We start from the raw sequence: 19,081 nt of genomic DNA, 5'->3' as shown, positions 1-19,081 counted from the left end.
GAGGATCAACAGGAGTCCCCGGCCCGCATACTCGGATGCATGACCGCCTATGACGCCATCGTCCTTGCCGGAGGGGCCGCCAAGCGGCTCGGCGGTGCCGACAAGCCCGGTATCCGGGTCGGTGGCCGCGCGCTTCTCGACCGGGTGCTCGCGGCCTGTGCCGACGCCTCGACGACGGTGGTGGTGGGCGGGCGCCGGTCCACCGTGCGGCCGGTGATGTGGACGCGCGAAGAGCCGCAGGGCGGCGGTCCGGTGGCCGCGCTCGACGCGGGGGTCCGGCGGACCGCGGCTGACCGGGTTCTCGTGCTCTCCGCCGACCTGCCGTTCCTCGGACCGGGCACTGTCGGAGCGCTTCTGGACGCCGCCGGGAAAGGGCAGCGGGACGGGGCCCTGTGCATCGATCAGCAGGGTCGCGACCAGCCTCTCGTCGCCGTCTACCGTGCCGAACCGCTGCGCCGCGAGCTTGCGCTGCTCGCCGCCGAGCACGGCGGTCTCTCCGGCCTCCCCCTGCGGCTGCTGACGCAGGAACTCGACCTCGCCCGGGTGGAGGCCGACCCACTCGCCTCCTTCGACTGCGACACCTGGGAGGACATTGCGTCGGCCCGGGCCCGTATCAGAGAGCATGAGACCGTGCTGGATGAATGGATCACCGCAGTCAAGAACGAACTCGGCATCGACCTCGACGTCGACACCGGCGTCCTGCTCGATCTCGCCCGTGACGCCGCCCACGGTGTCGCCCGGCCCGCCGCACCGCTGACGACTTTCCTGGTCGGGTACGCGGCGGCCAAGGCGAGTGGCGAAGAAGAGGGCGACAGTGCCACGGCGGTGGCCGAGGCCGCCCGCAAGGCTGCTGCGCTCGCCCTTCGCTGGGCGGACGAGAACGAGACGCAATGACCGCCCGTAGCGGCGGGTCCGATCGGCCTCCAGGTGCGGATACCGCGTCCATGGGGGTCGGGCCGTCCTCGACCGCCAGTCCTTCCCCGGCCGCCGGTTCTTCCCCGGCCGCCGGTTCTTCTTCGGCCGTCGGCTCTCTCTCCGGGAAGGGCCGTACGCGAAGCGGAGAGCGCTGCCCGACCTCGGTGGACCAGGCCGTTGAGCAGGCCCTCGCGCTGGTCGGGAGCCATGAGTCCGATGCACCGCAATCCCCGGGTCAGCCGCACTCCCCGTATCAGCCGCACTCCGGAGACCAGCAGTGTTTCGGGGACCAGCCGCGTTCTGTGGATCAGCCGCACTCCACCGGGGGGCTTCGTTCCACCGACGATCTCGCGGCGGCACCCTGTTCTCTGCCCCCGGACTGGAACGTTGGCGCGGCCCACACGCCTGACCAGCAAGGGCACCGGCAAGGGCGCCAGCAGGCGTACCGGCACCAGCAGAGGCACCGGCAGCGGCGTTCGGTCTCCTGGCGGGAGGCGCGGGCGACCGCCGTCCGGGCGGGGCATGCCGTTGCGGTCCGAGCAGTCCGGCTCCCTCTCGACCAGGCGCTCGGACACGTACTCGCCGAGCCGCTCGTCGCGCTCACCGATCTTCCGTCCTTCGACACCTCTGCCATGGACGGCTGGGTCGTCTCCGGACCGGGTCCGTGGCACATCCGCGAGGTGGCCGCGGGCGGAGACAAGAAGGGGCCCGGTGCCGGCCCGAGCCGGGATCCGGGCATCCTTGCCGGGCGGAGCGCCCCTGCCACGCTGCCCGACGGAGATGCCGTACGGATCGCTACCGGCGCCCGCATTCCGGTGGAAGCCAACGCCGTGATTCGCAGCGAACACGCGCACGTGGACGAGGCCAGGGGGCTTCTTCACGCGAAGCATCAGGTGCCGCCCGGACAGGACATCAGGCCCCGTGGCCAGGAATGCCGTGCCGGCGATCAGCTCATGCCCGCCGGAGCGCCGGTGACGCCCGTTGTTCTCGGGCTGGCCGCCGCGGCCGGGTACGACGCACTCGCCGTGGTGCCTCGTCCCCGCGTCGACGTCCTCGTCCTCGGTGACGAACTACTGACCGGCGGCCTGCCGCACGACGGGCTGATCCGTGATGCACTCGGCCCGATGATCGGCCCCTGGCTGCGCGCGTTGGGCGCCGAGGTATCGGCCCCGCAGCGCCTCGGCGACGACGCGGCGGCCCTGCGGCGCGCCCTCACCACGTCCGACGCCGATCTGGTCATCACCACGGGTGGCACGGCTGCGGGCCCCGTGGACCACGTCCACCCGGTCCTCGCCGAGATCGGGGCCGAGCTGCTCGTTGACGGGGTCGCCGTCCGCCCCGGCCATCCGATGCTGCTGGCCAGGCTCAAGAGGGAGAGCGCAGCGGCGGTTCCTCGCCCCGGCGGCCGGGGCGAGGAACCGTATCTCGTCGGATTGCCGGGCAACCCCCTGGCCGCCGTCTCCGGGCTCCTCACTCTCGCCGAGCCCCTGCTCCGGGGCCTGTCCGGCCGGGAGCCGGAGGTGCCGCACCGGGCCGTCGTACGCGACGAGGTGCACGGGCACCCGCATGACACCCGGCTGGTCCCCGTCGTCCACCGGGCGGGCGGTACGAGCGACGGGCCAGGAGGCGGGTACGGCGGTGGACGCGCGGGAACCGGGAGCGGTACCGAGCACGTCGCACCGCTGCATTACAACGGTCCGGCGATGCTCCGCGGGGTCGCTGCTGCCGATGGACTGGCCGTCGTACCGCCAAGCGGGGTACGGTCCGGCACCGAGGTGGAGATCCTCGATCTACCGTGGGCCTCGGCGATGCCGCGGACGGAAGGGTGTTTCACGTGAAACTTCCCGGCCACGATGCGATGGCCAGGCACGCCGACGAGCATGTCCTGCCCACCCGGGTACTTCTCCCGCGCAGAGTCGTCGACAGACCGGCACGGCAGGTCGCCAAGCGGCTGCTGATGGCGCTTCTGGTGCTTGCCGCAACTGTGCTGATCGTCTGGCTGGACCGCGACGGGTACCACGACGCCGCCGACGGCAAGGTCGATCTTCTGGACGCGGTGTACTACGCGACAGTCACCCTTTCCACCACCGGCTACGGCGACATCACCCCGTACGGGGACAGTGCCCGGCTCACCAATGTGGTGCTTGTGACACCACTGCGGGTGCTCTTCCTGATCATCCTGGTCGGCACCACCCTTGAGGTCCTTACGGAACGGACCCGGGAGGACTTTCGGCTGAAGCGTTGGAGAACCAACTTGCGTGATCACACCGTTGTCGTCGGCTTCGGGACGAAGGGCCGCTCGGCCATCCAGACCCTGCATGCCACCGGCCTGAAGAAGGAACAGATCGTCGTCGTCGACCCGGCGACGAAGGTGATCGAGATCGCCAACGCCGAGGGCTTCGTCGGTGTGGTCGGTGATGCGACGCGCAGTGAGGTGCTGTTGCGGGCCGAGCTCCAGAAGGCGCGCCAGATCATCATCGCCACTCAGCGCGACGACACGGCGGTGCTGGTGGCGTTGACGGCCCGGCAGCTCAACCGCGGCGCGAAGATCGTCGCGGCGGTGCGCGAGGAGGAGAACGCCCCGTTGCTCCGGCAGTCCGGCGCCGATGCGGTGATCACCAGCGCCAGTGCGGCGGGACGGCTGCTGGGTCTGTCCGTACTCAGCCCCAGCGCGGGCACGGTGATGGAGGACCTGATCCAGCAGGGCACCGGGCTCGATCTCGTCGAACGCCCGGTGATAAAGGCCGAGGTGGGCAAGAGCGTCCGGGAGACCGATGACCTGGTCGTCAGCGTGTTGCGGGGGCATCGGCTGCTGGGTTACGACGACCCGGCGGCCAGTCCGTTGCAGTTGACGGACCGGTTGATCACCATCGTCCGTGCCTCGAACGAATCGCCGCTGGGCGGCCAGCACTCGGCCACACCGCGCCCACTCGACTGATCCCACCCGCGTAACGCCGGCCGGTCTCGTCGACGTACGGACCGGCCGTCGCGCGTGGCGCCGTTCGTGGTCCTTCACCTGCCGCCGAGTAGCCTCGCCGCCATGTATGCGATCACGATCCCTGAACCAGGCGGTCCCGAGGCGCTCGTCTGGGCCGAGGTGCCCGATCCGGTGGCCGGCGAGGGCGAGGTCCTCGTCGATGTCGTGTCCAGCGCGGTCAATCGCGCCGATGTGTTGCAGCGGCAGGGGTTCTACAACCCGCCGCCCGGCGCGTCCCCGTACCCCGGCCTGGAGTGTTCGGGCCGTATCTCGGCGATCGGGCCCGGTGTCACCGGCTGGGCGGTCGGCGACGAGGTGTGTGCGCTGCTCGCGGGCGGCGGATACGCGGAGAAGGTCGCCGTGCCCGCCGGGCAGCTGCTGCCCGTACCGGACGGCGTCGACACGGCTGTGGCCGCGGCGCTGCCCGAGGTGACGGCCACGGTCTGGTCCAACGTCTTCATGGTGGCCCATCTGCGCCCCGGCGAGACGCTGCTGGTGCACGGCGGGTCCAGCGGCATCGGCACGATGGCGATCCAGCTCGCCAAGGCCGTGGGCGCGCGGGTCGCGGTCACCGCAGGGGGACCGGAGAAGCTGGCGCGCTGCGCGGAGCTCGGGGCCGACATCCTGATCGACTACCGGGAGCAGGACTTCGTCGAGGAACTGCGCAAGGCGACCGACGGGGCCGGCGCGGACGTCATCCTCGACATCGTCGGCGCGAAGTATCTGGACCGGAACGTGAAGGCGCTCGCCGTCAACGGCAGGCTGGCCGTCATCGGCCTTCAGGGCGGCGTCAAGGGCGAGCTGAATCTGGGCGCCCTGCTGAACAAGCGGGCCGCCGTCACCGCGACCTCGCTGCGCGGCCGCCCGCTCGCCGAGAAGGCCGCCATCGTCGCCGCCGTGCGCGAGCACGTCTGGCCGCTGGTCGCGGACGGCGTCGTACGGCCGATCGTGGACCGTACGGTGCCGATGCCGGACGCCGCCGAGGCCCACCGGGTGCTGGAGTCCAGCGCGCACATCGGGAAGGTGCTGCTGCGGGCCCCCGCGAGCTGAAGCCCCGGCCAGGTGAAGCCCTTGGCCAGGCTCGGCCCGTCTGTTGGGGGCTTTCGTGGGCTGAAGCCCCGGCCAGGCCGATCCGGTTCCGGACAGGCCCGACCCGGTCCCCGACCAGCCCCGCCCCGTCCCACCGCACGGAGTTCCACCGCACGGGAATGGCCAGGCGCACGGGAAGGCCCACGGCACGGCACGGCACGGCAGGGAAGGCCCACCGCGCGGAAGGCCCACCGCACGGGAAAGGCCCGGCGCACAGGTCGTGGACCGTGTGTGCCGGGCCTCGGCGTCGCCCGCTGCCGGGCGTACGTACCAGGGATACACGCACCAGGGATCAGGGATATCGGAGGTGCGGGGGCCGAGGGCTAGAGGTACGGGCCCGACCTGAGGGCCCCGTGCGGGTCCCCGCTGCCGTCCTCGCCCTCGTGGCCGCTGCCCGGCGGAAGGGCGCGACGCATCTGCTCCAACTGGGCCCGAGCCGCCATCTGCTGGGCGAACAGCGCCGTCTGGATGCCGTGGAACAGGCCCTCCAGCCAGCCCACCAACTGGGCCTGGGCAATCCTGAGTTCCGCCTCGGAGGGCACCGACTCGTCGGTGAACGGCAGGGAGAGCCGCTCCAGCTCCTCCACCAGCTCCGGCGCGAGGCCGTCCTCCAGCTCCTTCACGGAGCCGGCGTGGATCTCCTTGAGCCTGACCCGGCTCGCCTCGTCGAGAGGAGCCGCCCTGACCTCCTCCAGGAGCTGCTTGATCATGCTGCCGATGCGCATGACCTTCGCGGGCTGCTCGACCATCTCCGTCACTGGGACCTCACGCGATTCGTCGTCAGTGCCACCGCCGCCGATCGCCATGCCGTCCTGCCCCACCACGAGGACTTGGGGGTGCTCCTGCGACCGTTCATTCCTCGGCATCTCCATGGCGCCATTGTCTCGCACACCTGCTGTACAACACCGTGGTGCCCCCGGAAACGGTTGATCCACCGTTTCCGAGGGCACCGAGTCAGCCGGTCGGCCCACCGGTCGCACCGGTCGCACCAACCGCCCCGGCCGTATCTATCGGACCGATCGCACCGTCGTCGCTGTCATCGCTGTCATCGCTGTCAGCGCCGTCCCGCCGTCACCCGGCCCGCCGTGCCAGCGCGAGGCGGGAGCGGGTGAGTGCCGTGGCGAGCAGACCGGCCAGCAGCGGAACGACCACGACGAGCAGGCCGAGGGTGGTCCAGGGCAGCACGATCGGCGTGTACGCCGACTCCATGGGCATCTTCCGCATCACGTCCAGTGCCTGGCGCAGATCGACCAGCCGCAGCGCCACCGCCGGCACCAGTCCGGCCAGCGTGCCGAGCACCACACCCGTGAGCGCCACCACCACGCACTGGAAGCCGGACAGTTTCCGCCGCACGCTCGGGGGCGCGCCGACCGCGCTGAGCGTGGTGAGATCGGCTTCCGCGTCCGCCTTGGCGAGGCCCGTCGTGATCGCGGCGGCGCCCAGCGTCACCATCCCGGCGAACAGGGTCAGGATCAGCAGCATGGAGTTGTCGTATCGGCCTTCTCCGGACTCGTACTGTACATAGACGCCGCCGCCGGCCTGCTCAATCACTCCGTAGGTCCGCTGCTCCTCGGCGTCCGTCGGCGTGTGGGCGACCGTGTACACGCTTCCGCTCGGCGCGGTGTGCAGGCCGATTCGTTCCGCGGTCCGCTGCGGCAGGATCATGCTGATCCCGGGGGTGGCGGCGTACTTCGCGGGTGCCACGTACACCTTCAGCCTGTCCGTGGTGGTGCGGGCCTTGCCCGGGTGCAGCTTCCGGTTCTGCTTGTCCTTGTCGCTGTAGCGGTGGACGGCCTTGACGGTGACCTCGCCGTTCTTCGCGAACACCGGGTTGAGCAGTACCGGTGTGCCGGCCGCCAGTGCCTTGGCGGCGGCGGGGTCGTCGAGCTTCACATAGGTGCTGAGCATGGCCTCGTCCGCCACGACGATGCTGCTCTCTCCGGTGTTGAAGGTGCCCGATGACATGGTGTCGACGAGGCAGGCGGGGGAACGCCTCAGCTTCTTGTGCTCGTCGGCGGTGAGCCGCGCGGCGAGTTCCTTGGCGCCCTTGCCGGTGAGCGGGCAGGAGGCGGCCTTTCCGGCGGGTTTGACCAGCTCGACCGAACCGCAGCCGTTCTCCGCGTCGCCGTAGAGGTCGCAGTCGCTGCCCGCCCATACGCGTCGGAAGTCGGCGTGCCCGCTGGTGACGGCTATGTTCCGCTCGACGGCGGCCCGTGCCTGCGGGAGCAGGGATGCGGACTTGGAGTCGAAGGCGGAGACGAGGATGGTCCCCTCGCTCAGATAGGGGATGTAGTCGTACTCCTCCTCGGCCATGGTGCTGGACATGTATGTGGCGATGGCGACCGAACCGGCGACGGCCGCCATCACGGCCGCGACCGCGGGAGCGGTCCGGCCGCGGTTGCGGGCCGCGTCGCGCAGCGCCAGACGGGGCGAGAGCGGCAGCCTGCCGCCGAGCCGCCCGAGGAAGCCGACGATCACCGGGATGCAGGCGAGCAGCCCGAGCTCGGCGGTCACCGAGCCGGCGGCGACCAGTGTCGGGCTCTCGTCGGTGCCGCCGTAGACGGCGACGGCGCATCCGATGGCCATGACACAGGCGCCCAGAACGGGCAGCACCCGGGAGGAGCGGCGGACGCCGCGGCGTCCGGTGAGCGACTCCAGAACGGACTGCCGACTGGCCACGATCGCCGGGGCGAATGCCGCCAGCAGACCCGTGATCAGGCCGATCAACGCGATGAGTAGCAGTTCCGTGGGATTGAGGGCAAGCGAGACGAAGCGGTTCCCGGTCCACTGCTCGATCATGGGGCGGAACACCGCGGTGGCTGCCAGCCCGGCCGCCACACCGGTCACGGCCCCGACGCCGCCGAGTACCAGGCCGCCGCCGAGCACCACGGCCCGGACATGACGCCTGTCCCCTCCGCAGGTGCCGAGGAGACCGAGCTGACGGCGGGAGCGGCGCGCACCGACCGCGAAGGCCGGTCCGGCGAGCAGCACGATCTCCAGGACCGCCATGGCGACCACGGTGACCAGCGCCGCGCTCGCCTCTTTGGAGGTGTCCAGGTACGCCTCGGCACCCTTCCTGGCCAGCGGGACCTCGGAGTCCGACGGCGGGGCCAGGACGACCTGACGGGACGTGACGAGGACGCCCGACTTATTGGCCGCCATGACGTCCGACCAGGTCACCCCCACCCCTTCGGGTCCCTTGACCAGCCACATCTTGGAGCGGACGTTCGGCGGCAGCACCTTCTTGTCGTGGTCGGCCTTGGCCTGCCACGGGGCGATGACCGCTCCCGGATCGGCGTACAGCGCCTCGGATTTCAGCTGGTCCGGCTGCTCGACCACGCCGGTGATCGTGTACTTCTTGCCGAAGTTGCGCACGGTGGTGGTCGAACCGATGTCCAGGCCGGTCGACTTCAGGAACGGCTCGGTGGCCGCCACCTCGTCCTTGCCGTGCGGGAAGGCACCGCGTACGAGGTCGATCTTGCCGCGGGCCAGCTCGTCCGAAGTCCGGAACTCGAAGATCTCGGTGCTGGCGACGCCGTAACCGGTGGTGATGCCGGCCGGGACGGACTGGATGCTGATCGCCCGCGAGCCCTTGGGGAACGTGGCGGTTATGTCGACCGACGGACCGTCCTCGTCCACCGACGCGTTCGGGTCGACCGCGTCGTACCTCTGGCCGTCGGGCAGCTGCTGGATGGGGCCGATCCCCTCGTCGCTGAAGAGCGCGTCGGCGGAGCCCATCGAGGCCGTGAGTGCTTCGGCCGTGGTCGGTGTCACACTGCGGTACGTCACGTCGAGGGCGGTGACGCCGAGGACGGGTACGGCGATCATCGCGACCACCAGTGCGCTGCGACCCTTGGACCGCATCGCGTCGCGTCGGGCGATCCGGAGGGCGGCGCGCCAGCCGGTGAAGAGGCTCACTTGGCGGCCTCGGGTGCGAGCAGCGAATCGGCGTCGGCGTCGGCGTTGAAGGTCTCGTCGACGACCGAGCCGTCCCGGAGGAACACGACCCGGTCCGCCCAGGCCGCGTACCGCGACTCGTGCGTCACCATCACACCGGCCGCACCCCGGTCGCAGCGGCTGCGCAGCAGCGCGAGGACCTGCTCGCCGGTCTCGGAGTCGAGTGCTCCGGTCGGTTCGTCGGCGAGCACCAGGCGCCGGTCCCCCACCAGCGCGCGGGCGATGGCGACACGCTGCTGCTGGCCGCCGGACATCTCGTCCGGGAACCGGTCGGCGATCTCCAGGAGCTTCATCTCCTCCAGCGCCGCCCGTGCCTCCTTGCGGGCCTTGCGGACGGAGACGCCGTCGAGCTCGCGCGGCAGGGCGATGTTCTCGGCGGCGGTGAGGGCGGGGATCAGGTTGTAGTCCTGGAAGACATAGCCGACGCTGCGGCGGCGCAGGGCGGCGACACCCTTGCGGCCGAGCGCGGCTATGTCCTGGCCCTCGATGACGACCTGGCCGCTGGTGGCGGTGTCGAGACCGCCCGCGATGGTCAGCAGGGTGGACTTGCCGGAGCCGGACGGGCCCATCACGGCGACGAGTTCACCGGCATACACGGACAGGTCGATGCCGCGCAGGGCGTGCACCTCGGCCATGCCGGAGCCGTGGGTGCGGGTGAGCGCCCGGAGTTCGAGCACCGGCGCATCGGCCGGTGTCGCGGATCGGGACGGGACGTGCGAGGACATGGTGAGTGGTTCCCCCCTCGGAACGGGTGTGGAGTTACGGACACGCGGACCCGCGGTCTGTGGCTACGCGGTCCTGCGGTCCTGTGGTTTGTGGCCACGCGGTCCTGCGATGCGGCCGCGCGACCCTGATGCCGCGCGACCGATGCCGCGCGACTCTGACGCCGCGCGACTCTGAGGTTCGTGATCAGCGCCGGCTGCGCGGGCGGGCGAAACGGGACGCGACGCGGCTGGTCGTACGGGCCTCGGGTTCCGGCTCCGTGGCGGCGGCCTCGGCGAGGCGGACCAGCCGGGTCTCGCAGTGGTCCAGCCAGCGTGCCTCCGCCTCCGCCTGGAAGATCAGCTGCTCCAGTACGAGCAGCCAGGCGACCTCGTCGCGGTTGGTCGGGACGTCGCTGAGCGACTGCGCCTTGAGACGGGTGTAGTCCTGCATCGCCTTCAGGGTGTGGCGGCGCTGGGACTGGATGACGGCACGGATGTCGACCCCGGGTGCGCCGACCGCCATGGCGAGCTTGATGGCCAGTTCGTCGCGGGGCGGGTTGTTGCGGTCGACCGGCGTCTCGAACCAGGTCCGCAGCTCGGTGCGTCCGTCGTCGGTGATCGCGTAGAGAGCGTGCCCCTGGTCGTCCTCGTCGTCCTGCACGACCAGGCCGTCGCGCTCCAGCCGGCTGAGCGTCGTGTACACCTGACCGACGTTGAGCGGCCAGGTGGAGCCGGTGCGCGACTCGAATTCGGTACGGAGCTGGGAGCCGTATCGAGGCCCCCGTTCCAGGAGGGCCAGCAGCCCATGACGGATCGACATACTCAGTATGTATACCGAGTATGTTCCTCGGCGCAAGTCTCCACCGGGGCGCATGGGTGCTGGTGGGAGCCCCGGTTCACGGAGGGGGCGTGGAACGCGCGGGGGCGGCTCAGCCCGAGCGACGCATGCGGAACGCCAGGAAGCCCAGCCCCACTCCTATCAGCGTGATTCCCGCGCCCAGCGACACCTGCTTCACCCGCTGTACGGTCGGTGCGTCCAGGGCCTGCGGCGAGAGCCGGTCGGTTCCGGGAGAGGCGCTCGCCCCGGGCGTCGCGGCAGGCGCCGGCCCCGGATCGGTCGGTGCGGGGGGTGCGTCGGGCTGCGGGAGCGTGCTGTCCGCGTGCGCGAGCTCCCACGGCGAGAGCCGCCGCCCGGGGCGCAACCGCCCCTCCCCGGCCTCACGCCCGGCGAGCGGGGACTGCACCGCGGCCCTCGGCGGCTCCTCGTCGGAGCCGGGGGCGGAGTCCGACTGAGGTGTGTGGGAGGGCGAGGCCGAGGCCGAGGCCGAGGCCGAGGGCGAGGCCGATGCCGAGTCGGAGGGGGAGCCGGAGGCCGGGACGGAGGGGGACGGGGGCCTCGGAGGTGCAGGGGCGGCCGGTCCGCCGTCCGGGGGACCAGTCGTGGGTATGGCCGAGGGTTCGGCCGAAGGGGTGGCCGGTTTCGTGGCCGACGGATCGGCGCCGGGGACGCCGGAGGGCCGGACGGTGGCTCCGGTCGGAGTGTGCGCGGGCGGCGTCACCGGGGAGCTGAGCGGGCCCGCCGGCCGACCGGACGAGCCCTGTCCGGCCTGCGCCTCTCCCGCCGCGGCCCCCAGCGCCGCACCCGCCGTCAATATGAGGGAGGCCACACACCTCGTGGGCCGTGAGGGGAGATGTCCTGAAGCCATGGGCTCAGCGTCACATGTGACGATATGTCCGGCATCTCGGATGCGCCGCACCCCGGGGTGCGGCCCTTACTCGTACGCGGCCCTCACTCGTACGCGACGGCCCCGGACTCAGGCCGGGTCGCCCGTCGCGACGCGCAGTTCGAAGTGGGCGCCGACCTTGTCCACGGCGGTGCCGGCCGACGGGAACTGGTCGATGACCTGATCCTCCGCGTACGCGTTCCCCGGGACCTTGACCTTCTTGACGGTCCAGCCGGCCTCGTCCGCGCACGCCTTCGCGGAGAGAAAGTCCTTGTACAAGAACTTCGGCGCGCTCACCTTCTCCGGGTCGTCGCCGTCCTCCAGCGCGTCCGTGCAGTCCTCCGTGTCCATCGTCCGGTTCCGCTCCGGATCCTTGTGCTCGCTCGCGCCCGGTGACTCGTTCGCGGTCGTGCCGCCCTTGGAGTCGGCGTCCTTCAGCGAGAGCACCGTGATCAGACCGCCGATCGCGATCAGGGCCACCACGATCGAGCCCACGATCAGCGGCATGTTCCGCTTCGAGCCGCCGCCCGAGCCGGAGTGCGACTGCGTCTGCGTCTGCGGCGAGAGCGTGTAGGGCGGCGGGGTCTGCTGCACCGGGGGCTGGTTCTGGTACGGCTGGGCCGCCTGCGGGTAGCCGTACGAAGGTGCCGGTGCGGGGGCCGGGGCCGACGGGCCGTACGCGCCCGACTGGTACGGGCCCGGCTGGTACGGCGTCTGGACGCCCTGGGGCGTCGCGCCGGACTGGTCGACCGGCGGGAAGACCGTCGCGCCGACGCCTGAGCCGCTGTTCGCCGGGGTGCCGCCGCCCGAGACGATCACCGGCGCGCCCGTGGTGCCGCTCGCGGCCAGCACGCGGGCGATCTCGTCCTGCATCGCCGCCGCGCTGGGGAAACGTTCGTTCGGGTTCTTCTTCAGTGCGCGGGCGATCAGCGCGTCCATCGCCGGGGTGATCGACCGGTTGATGGTGGAGGGTACGACCGGCTCCTCCTGGACGTGTGCGTACGCGATGGCCAGCGGGGAGTCCGCGTCGAAGGGGATCCGCCCGGTCAGCAGCTGGAACAGCATGATGCCGACCGAGTACAGGTCGGATCGGGCGTCCACCCCGCGGCCCAGGGCCTGCTCGGGGGAGAGGTACTGCGGGGTGCCGACCACCATGCCGGTCTGCGTCATCGACGTGACCCCCGACTGCATGGCGCGGGCGATGCCGAAGTCCATGACCTTCACGACGCCGCGCTTGGTCACCATCACGTTGCCGGGCTTGATGTCGCGGTGAACCAGGCCCATCTCGTGACTGGTGTCCAGCGCCGCCAGTACGTCGGCCGTCACCTTCAGCGCCCGGTCGGCCGGCATCGCGCCGTGGTTCTGGATGTCCGCCTGGAGCACGGAGCCGAGCGGCTGCCCCTCCACGTACTCCATGACGATGTACGGCATCAGCGCGCCGCCGAGCTCGTCCTCGCCGGTGTCGAAGACCGAGACGATGTTGGTGTGCTGCAGTTTGGCCACGGCCTGCGCCTCGCGCCGGAACCGCTCACGGAAGGACTGCTCGCGCCCCAGCTCCGTGTGCAATGTCTTGATTGCGACCTGGCGGTCCAGGGCGGTGTCGTACGCCAGGTATACGGACGCCATCCCGCCCTCGCCGAGCAGGTCGCGAAGCTGGTAGCGCCCGCCGGCGAGCGAACCGCCGGCGTAGCGACCCTGAGCGCCGTGTGCGCCGTGTGCGCCGTCCTGGCTCATGACTTGCTTCCCCCTCGGCGCGCTGCTCGCGCGATCATCCTCATTACGCGCCAAGTCTGCCCGAGGGGTACGACACGTCAAGCCAGGTGCCCGTTCCGTGACCCTGCGCACAAGAAGCGTCTCGGAAGCGTTACAGGAACCGCATGAAATTTGCGTGGACGGCACGCCGGGCGGTTGGATAACCGGTCCCTCTCGGAAAGGTGTGCCCTGAAGAGGCTGTAGCGTGACGTGGCAATGCAGCTGGACACCGTGAGAACCCGCGGACGCGCGGACAGATACGACGGCGAGGACTGATGGCACCCGATTCCGAAGCAAACGGCGGCGGAGTATCGGATGGCACCGACTCCTGGGGCATCGGCGGCGTCGTCGGTGACGGACGCTACCGGATGACCCACCGCCTCGGCCGGGGCGGAATGGCGGAGGTTTTCGCGGCCGAGGACGTCAGGCTCGGACGTACCGTCGCAGTGAAGCTCCTGCGTTCCGATCTCGCCGAGGACCCGGTCTCCAAGGCCCGGTTCACGCGCGAGGCACAGTCGGTCGCCGGACTCAACCACCATGCGATCGTCGCCGTGTACGACTCCGGCGAGGACGTCGTGGGCGGGCAGACCGTCCCCTACATCGTGATGGAGCTGGTCGAGGGCCGCACCATCCGCGATCTGCTGATCAGTGCCGAGGCCCCGCCGCCCGAGCAGGCGCTGATCATCGTCTCCGGCGTGCTCGAAGCACTGGCGTACTCGCACCAGCACGGCATCGTGCACCGCGACATCAAGCCGGCCAACGTGATCATCACCAACTCCGGCGCGGTCAAGGTGATGGACTTCGGCATCGCCCGCGCGCTGCACGGCGCGCAGTCGACGATGACCCAGACCGGCATGGTCATGGGCACGCCGCAGTACCTCTCCCCCGAGCAGGCGCTGGGCAAGGCCGTCGACCACCGCTCCGACCTCTATGCGACCGGCTGCCTGCTGTACGAGCTCCTGGCGCTGCGGCCCCCGTTCACGGGCGAGACACCGCTGTCGGTCGTGTACCAGCACGTCCAGGACATTCCGGTCCCGCCGTCCAATGTCCTGGACGCGGTGCCGCCGGAGCTGGACGGGCTGGTCATGCGCTCCCTCGCGAAGGACCCGGACGACCGGTTCCAGAGCGCCGAGGAGATGCGCGGCCTGGTCCAGTACGGCCTCCAGATGCTTCAGGTGCAGGGCGGCCACACCGGTACGTGGAACACCGGCCCGGTCGCGATGCACGAGGGCGGGCACACCCCCGCCATGGGCGTCACCGGGGCCACGATGGCGATGGGGCACCCGTCGCACGGGGACACCTCGCAGGGCCCGATCCTGCCGCCGATGAACCCCGACGACGGTGGCTACGAGGGCGGGCACCAGGGTGGTGGCGGACGCGGCAAGCTGTGGCTGTTCGTGGTGCTCGCGCTGATCGCGATCGGGGCGGGTGTCGCCATCGCGGTCAACGCCGCGCAGGACACCGGCTCGAAGCACGAGAAGAAGCCCGACAAGGTCTCCACTTCGCCGTCCCCGTCGAAGAGCCCGTCCGCGCCGAGCGACGAGCAGAGCGAGGAGACCCAGGTGCCGGAGAATTCCACGGGCAACCAGCAGGACACCCCGCCGCCGCAGACCTACGCCCCGTCGACCCCTCCGACCCAGCCCTCGGAACCGGCGACGGACCAGCCGTCCACCCCGACAGACGGCGGTACGGGTACGGACAACGGCGGTACGGGCACCGACAACGGCGGTACGGGTACGGACAACGGCGGTACGGGCACCGACAACGGCGGCACCGGTACGGACAACGGCGGTACCGGTACCGACAACGGCGGCACCGGTACGGACAACGGCGGTACGGGGACGGACAACGGCGGTACGGGCACCGGTACGTCCGGAACCGCCGGAGCCGCGGCGGGCACCATCCCCTGACCGGCAACGAACCGGCGACGGCCGGGCCCCGACCCGGTTCCGACCCGGCCCCGGTTCCGCCCCGGCAATGACCCGGCCGTCCACGGGCGGAATCAGCCCGTGAACGCCTCGCACACCGTCTCGTACTCGCGCGTCCACCAGACCGCCAGGGCCGACACCGCAGGGAACTGCGGGTCGGCCCTCCGGTCGTGCAGGCAGTACCGCCAGCGCAGTATCCAGAAGTCGTTGAGCCGCTCCCACCACACCCGGTGCACCGCGGCGGCCAGTTCCGCCTCCTGTGCCCCGGCCGCCCGCCGGTAGGCCCGCGCGTACGCCCGGACCTTCTCCAGCTCCAGCTTCCCGGCCGGCAGCACGAAGAAGATCGCCGCGGCCCGGACCGCCTCCTCCGCCCGCGGCTGGACCCCCAGCCGGTCCCAGTCGAGGATCGCGACCGGGTCGCCGCCCCGGTACAGGACGTTCAGCGGGTGGAAGTCGCCGTGCACCCAGCCGGTGGCCGGGGCGCCGGGGGTGGGGGGTCTGCGGTCGGCGTGCTGTTCCAGCAGGGTGCGCCGCTCCAGGAGACGGTGCTCGGCCAGTTCGTCGAAGGCGTCCCGGGGGCGGCGCCGGCGCGCGGCCGTCAGCAGGTCGTCGATCAACGCGAAGGTGTCGGCGGGGTCGGGGCTCCGGTACCCGACGGACCCGACGGAGCGGTGCGCGAGCCCGGTGCCCGCGCCCATGACCTGTTCGAGCCCGGTGTGCACCGCCCCGAGAAGCGCCCCGAGCCGCTCCGACTGGGCCGTGCTGAGCTGGGCGCCCGCCCGGTGCAGCCCGTCCACCCACGGGTGCAGGGCATAGCACCGGCCGCCGATCTCCGTGACCGTGTCACCCTCGGTGTCCTGCACGGGCGGGGCGACGGGCACACCCAGCGACTGGAGCCGCTGCGTGGCGCGGTGCTGGCGGACGATCGTGGCGCGGTCGCCGGTGGAGTCGTCGAGGTGGTGCTTGAGGAAGTAGGAGCCGCGGGTGGTGGAGACGCGGTAGCCGTGGTTGAGCAGGCCCTTGGTGATGGGCTTGCAGCTCAGCGGTTCACCGGCGTCCGGATAGCGGCGCAGCACCTCGTCCACCGGAGGCACGGGCGGCCGGGGCACGGACAGGAGGTGCACCTCGTCCACCGGGGACACGGGCGGAGCGGGCACGGACGGGAACAGCACCTCGACGGCCGACGGACCGGGCGGAAGGGTGACAAATGAGCGCGGCACTCACCAGATGTTAGATCACGCTGTGTTGCCGGTCGGCTGACTTGCGTCGAAGTCCAGAGTGTGCACGGAGATGAAGTGCGGTTCGATTCGGAGGTACGCCGGGTCGAAGGGCTCGCCGTTCACCCGGGCGGGAGCGTCGCCGAACAGCGCGCGCTGGCCGGGCACCGGGTGCACGATCTCGGCGGTGCCGGTGAACTGCACGGCCCACAGATCGCCGTCGCCGCCCGAACCGTCGCCGCCCGAACCGTCGCCGCTCGGACCGGTGCCGCCCGCGCCGAAGGTGCTGAAGTTGTCCGCGCCGTACGCCACGACCGTGCCGTCGCATGCGTTGTGGTACCCGAAACCGCTGTGCATCCGCAGGACCACGCGACCGTCGATCACGACGTGGCGGGCCACCGACAGAAAGGGCAGGGCCCGCATGCTCGTCGCCAGCCGACCGTACCGGACGCGGCGGAGCAGATCGATCGCCTGGAGTTCCTCGGAGGACATGACCTCCACTCTCCGTCACCCGCGGGGGCGCGGAAAGAGGCCGCGGCCCCGGTTGCTCCGGGACCAAAGTCCCGAAGTCCGCCGGGGCGTGCGGCCCCTTCGTCCCTGCTCCCGCGTCGTCCCGGTCGCCCGGGTGCGGCGCTCAGCGCTTCTCCGCCTGCAGCCTTGCCACGTACGCGGCGGCCTGCGAACGCCGCTCCATGCCCAGCTTGGCGAGCAGACTGGAGACGTAATTCTTGATGGTCTTCTCGGCGAGGTGCAGCCGCTCGCCGATCACCCGGTTCGTCAGCCCCTCGCCGATCAGGTCGAGGATCTTGCGCTCCTGGTCGGTGAGAGCGGCGAGCTTGTCCTCGCCCCGGCCCTTCTTGCCGTCGCGCAGCCGCTCCAGCACCCGGGCGGTCGCCACCGGGTCCAGCAACGACCTTCCGGCCGCCACGTCGCGTACCGCGTTCAGCAGTTCGTTGCCCCGGATCGCCTTCAGTACGTAACCCGACGCACCGGCCATGATCGCGTCGAAGAGCGCCTCGTCGTCGGCGTACGAGGTGAGCATCAGGCATTTGATGTTCTCGTCCCGGGAGCGGACCTCCCGGCAGACCTCCACTCCGCTCCCGTCCGGCAGCCGTACGTCGAGCACCGCCACATCGGGCCGGGTCGCGGGGATACGGACCAGAGCGTCCGCCGCGGTGCCGGCCTCGCCGACGACCTCGATGTCGTCCTCGGACGAGAGCAATTCATGGACCCCGCGTCGGACGACTTCATGGTCGTCCAACAGAAAAACGGTGATTTTTCCTTGTTCACGCACAAAACGCAGTCTCACACACTCGCCTCTTCCCTGCCGCCGAACGGCGGGATAACGTGCCGTTGTTCCGGCGGCCTGCAAGGCTGTTACCAGTGCTGTGACCAGCGAGAGTTCCCGATTTTCTCGATTTACTTGGAAATCCAAGCAAAATCGCAGGTCAGATGGGGTTTCGCAGTTATGCGGCGTACTGGGTAACGTGCTTTTGACAGGGCGCTCGCCGGGGCACCTGTCACGCCTGTTCCCGGACCGAGCGGCACCCACCCCGTGCACGGGTCCGGACCCAGGCGAGCCGCACTGGCTTCCCGGCAGACCCCGGGGGCCGGACCGACGGAGGAGCACGCACGTGACCGTGGAGAGCACTGCCGCGCGCAAACCGCGACGCAGCAGCAAGCGGACCAGCGCCGTGAAAACGACCGCGAAGAGGTCCGCGAAGACGCCGCAGAATTCCGAGCCCGAGCTCGTACAGCTGCTGACGCCCGAGGGCGAGCGGGTGGAGCATCCGGACTATTCGATCGACCTGACCGCGGAGGAGCTGCGCGGTCTGTACCGGGACATGGTCCTGACCCGCCGCTTCGACGCCGAGGCCACCGCCCTGCAGCGCCAGGGCGAGCTGGGCCTGTGGGCGTCGCTGCTCGGCCAGGAGGCAGCCCAGATCGGCTCCGGCCGGGCGCTGCGCGACGACGACTACGTCTTCCCGACGTACCGCGAGCACGGCGTCGCCTGGTGCAGGGGTGTCGACCCGACCAATCTGCTCGGGATGTTCCGCGGCGTGAACCACGGTGGCTGGGACCCGAACAGCAACAACTTCCACCTGTACACGATCGTCATCGGCTCGCAGACCCTGCACGCCACCGGCTACGCCATGGGCGTCGCCAAGGACGGCGCGGACTCGGCTGTGATCGCGTACTTCGGCGACGGCGCCTCCAGCCAGGGAGACGTCGCCGAGTCCTTCACCTTCTCCGCGGTCTACAACGCCCCGGTCGTCTTCTTCTGCCAGAACAACCAGTGGGCGATCTCCGAGCCGACCGAGAAGCAGACCCGCGTCCCGCTCTACCAGCGCGCGCAGGGCTTCGGCTTCCCCGGTGTCCGGGTCGACGGCAATGACGTACTCGCCTGCCTGGCCGTCACCAGGTCGGCGCTGGAGCGGGCCCGCCGGGGTGAGGGCCCCACCCTCGTCGAGGCGTTCACCTACCGGATGGGCGCGCACACCACCTCCGACGACCCGACGAAGTACCGGGCGGACGAGGAGCGCGCCTCCTGGGAGGCCAAGGACCCGATCCTGCGGCTGCGCACGTACCTGGAGAAGGAGGGCGCCGCCGACGAGGCGTTCTTCACCGCGCTGGACGAGGAGAGCGAGGCCCTCGGCAAGCGGGTGCGCGAGGCGGTACGGGCGATGCCCGACCCGGACCCGATGGCGGTCTTCGACCACGTCTACGCCGACGGGAACCCGCTCGTCGACGAGGAGCGCACCCAGTTCGCCGCCTACCAGGCATCGTTCGCAGACACCGCCGAGGAGAGCAAGTAGCC

At 70.8% G+C, this 19,081-nt stretch carries 15 protein-coding genes; 6 read left to right on the top strand and 9 right to left on the bottom strand.

From position 1 onward, the window contains the following. Positions 1 to 39 precede the first annotated feature (39 nt). The 4 genes from ACWCQ6_RS02225 to ACWCQ6_RS02210 all read left to right on the top strand — a co-directional run bounded on the left by ACWCQ6_RS02225 (position 40) and on the right by ACWCQ6_RS02210 (position 4,942). A complete protein-coding gene (locus ACWCQ6_RS02225; protein WP_451084872.1) occupies positions 40 to 894 on the top strand; it encodes an NTP transferase domain-containing protein in 855 nt (284 codons plus the stop codon). A 50-nt stretch (positions 895 to 944) separates the two neighbouring features. Then, complete coding sequence (locus ACWCQ6_RS02220) at positions 945 to 2,753, top strand: molybdopterin molybdotransferase MoeA (protein WP_451084871.1); 1,809 nt, start codon at positions 945 to 947, stop codon at positions 2,751 to 2,753. After that, positions 2,711 to 3,853, top strand: coding sequence for a potassium channel family protein (locus ACWCQ6_RS02215; protein ID WP_451084870.1), 1,143 nt, complete (start codon positions 2,711 to 2,713; stop codon positions 3,851 to 3,853). The genes ACWCQ6_RS02220 and ACWCQ6_RS02215 overlap by 43 nt, the downstream gene beginning before the upstream one ends. 102 nt (positions 3,854 to 3,955) lie before the next feature. Beyond that, on the top strand, positions 3,956 to 4,942 hold the full coding sequence (locus ACWCQ6_RS02210) for an NAD(P)H-quinone oxidoreductase (protein WP_451084869.1): 987 nt from the start codon (positions 3,956 to 3,958) through the stop codon (positions 4,940 to 4,942). A 362-nt stretch (positions 4,943 to 5,304) separates the two neighbouring features. Here the strand turns inward: ACWCQ6_RS02210 and ACWCQ6_RS02205 are convergent, their stop codons facing one another. The 6 genes from ACWCQ6_RS02205 to ACWCQ6_RS02180 all read right to left on the bottom strand — a co-directional run bounded on the left by ACWCQ6_RS02205 (position 5,305) and on the right by ACWCQ6_RS02180 (position 13,100). After that, positions 5,305 to 5,853: a bacterial proteasome activator family protein gene (locus tag ACWCQ6_RS02205; protein WP_451084868.1), complete on the bottom strand. Its 549-nt coding sequence runs from the start codon at positions 5,851 to 5,853 to the stop codon at positions 5,305 to 5,307. Between the two features lie 199 nt (positions 5,854 to 6,052). Beyond that, entirely contained in the window at positions 6,053 to 8,899 is a 2,847-nt protein-coding gene (locus ACWCQ6_RS02200) for an FtsX-like permease family protein (protein WP_451084867.1), read from the bottom strand. Then, complete coding sequence (locus ACWCQ6_RS02195; protein WP_451084866.1) at positions 8,896 to 9,663, bottom strand: ABC transporter ATP-binding protein; 768 nt, start codon at positions 9,661 to 9,663, stop codon at positions 8,896 to 8,898. Before ACWCQ6_RS02195 ends, ACWCQ6_RS02200 begins: the two co-directional genes overlap by 4 nt. A 184-nt stretch (positions 9,664 to 9,847) precedes the next feature. Continuing rightward, positions 9,848 to 10,462 (bottom strand): PadR family transcriptional regulator, encoded by a 615-nt coding sequence (locus tag ACWCQ6_RS02190; RefSeq protein ID WP_451084865.1) that lies wholly within the window; start codon positions 10,460 to 10,462, stop codon positions 9,848 to 9,850. Between the two features lie 109 nt (positions 10,463 to 10,571). After that, positions 10,572 to 11,309, bottom strand: coding sequence for a hypothetical protein (locus ACWCQ6_RS02185; protein WP_451084864.1), 738 nt, complete (start codon positions 11,307 to 11,309; stop codon positions 10,572 to 10,574). A gap of 147 nt (positions 11,310 to 11,456) precedes the next feature. After that, the gene (locus tag ACWCQ6_RS02180) at positions 11,457 to 13,100 is read right to left on the bottom strand and encodes a protein kinase domain-containing protein (protein WP_451084863.1); all 1,644 of its coding nucleotides are present in this window, start codon (positions 13,098 to 13,100) and stop codon (positions 11,457 to 11,459) included. 293 nt (positions 13,101 to 13,393) lie between these two features. Here ACWCQ6_RS02180 and ACWCQ6_RS02175 point away from each other — a divergent pair, with 293 nt between their 5' ends. After that, a complete protein-coding gene (locus ACWCQ6_RS02175; RefSeq protein ID WP_451084862.1) occupies positions 13,394 to 15,028 on the top strand; it encodes a protein kinase domain-containing protein in 1,635 nt (544 codons plus the stop codon). Between the two features lie 92 nt (positions 15,029 to 15,120). On the opposite strand, the gene ACWCQ6_RS02170 is transcribed toward ACWCQ6_RS02175, so the two are convergent. The 3 genes from ACWCQ6_RS02170 to ACWCQ6_RS02160 all read right to left on the bottom strand — a co-directional run bounded on the left by ACWCQ6_RS02170 (position 15,121) and on the right by ACWCQ6_RS02160 (position 17,557). After that, positions 15,121 to 16,122: a phosphotransferase gene (locus tag ACWCQ6_RS02170; RefSeq protein ID WP_451084945.1), complete on the bottom strand. Its 1,002-nt coding sequence runs from the start codon at positions 16,120 to 16,122 to the stop codon at positions 15,121 to 15,123. A 159-nt stretch (positions 16,123 to 16,281) separates the two neighbouring features. Then, positions 16,282 to 16,755 (bottom strand): pyridoxamine 5'-phosphate oxidase family protein, encoded by a 474-nt coding sequence (locus tag ACWCQ6_RS02165; protein WP_451084861.1) that lies wholly within the window; start codon positions 16,753 to 16,755, stop codon positions 16,282 to 16,284. Positions 16,756 to 16,897: 142 nt separating this feature from the next. Next, on the bottom strand, positions 16,898 to 17,557 hold the full coding sequence (locus tag ACWCQ6_RS02160; RefSeq protein ID WP_451084860.1) for a response regulator: 660 nt from the start codon (positions 17,555 to 17,557) through the stop codon (positions 16,898 to 16,900). Between the two features lie 340 nt (positions 17,558 to 17,897). On the opposite strand from ACWCQ6_RS02160, the gene pdhA reads away from it, so the two are divergent. Next, the gene (pdhA, locus tag ACWCQ6_RS02155; protein WP_451084859.1) at positions 17,898 to 19,079 is read left to right on the top strand and encodes a pyruvate dehydrogenase (acetyl-transferring) E1 component subunit alpha; all 1,182 of its coding nucleotides are present in this window, start codon (positions 17,898 to 17,900) and stop codon (positions 19,077 to 19,079) included. Positions 19,080 to 19,081: the final 2 nt, after the last annotated feature.

This window comes from Streptomyces sp. NPDC001880, from assembly GCF_053594575.1.
Note: the sequence above shows the minus strand (reverse complement) of the source record. Positions and strands in the feature narration are given on the sequence as shown.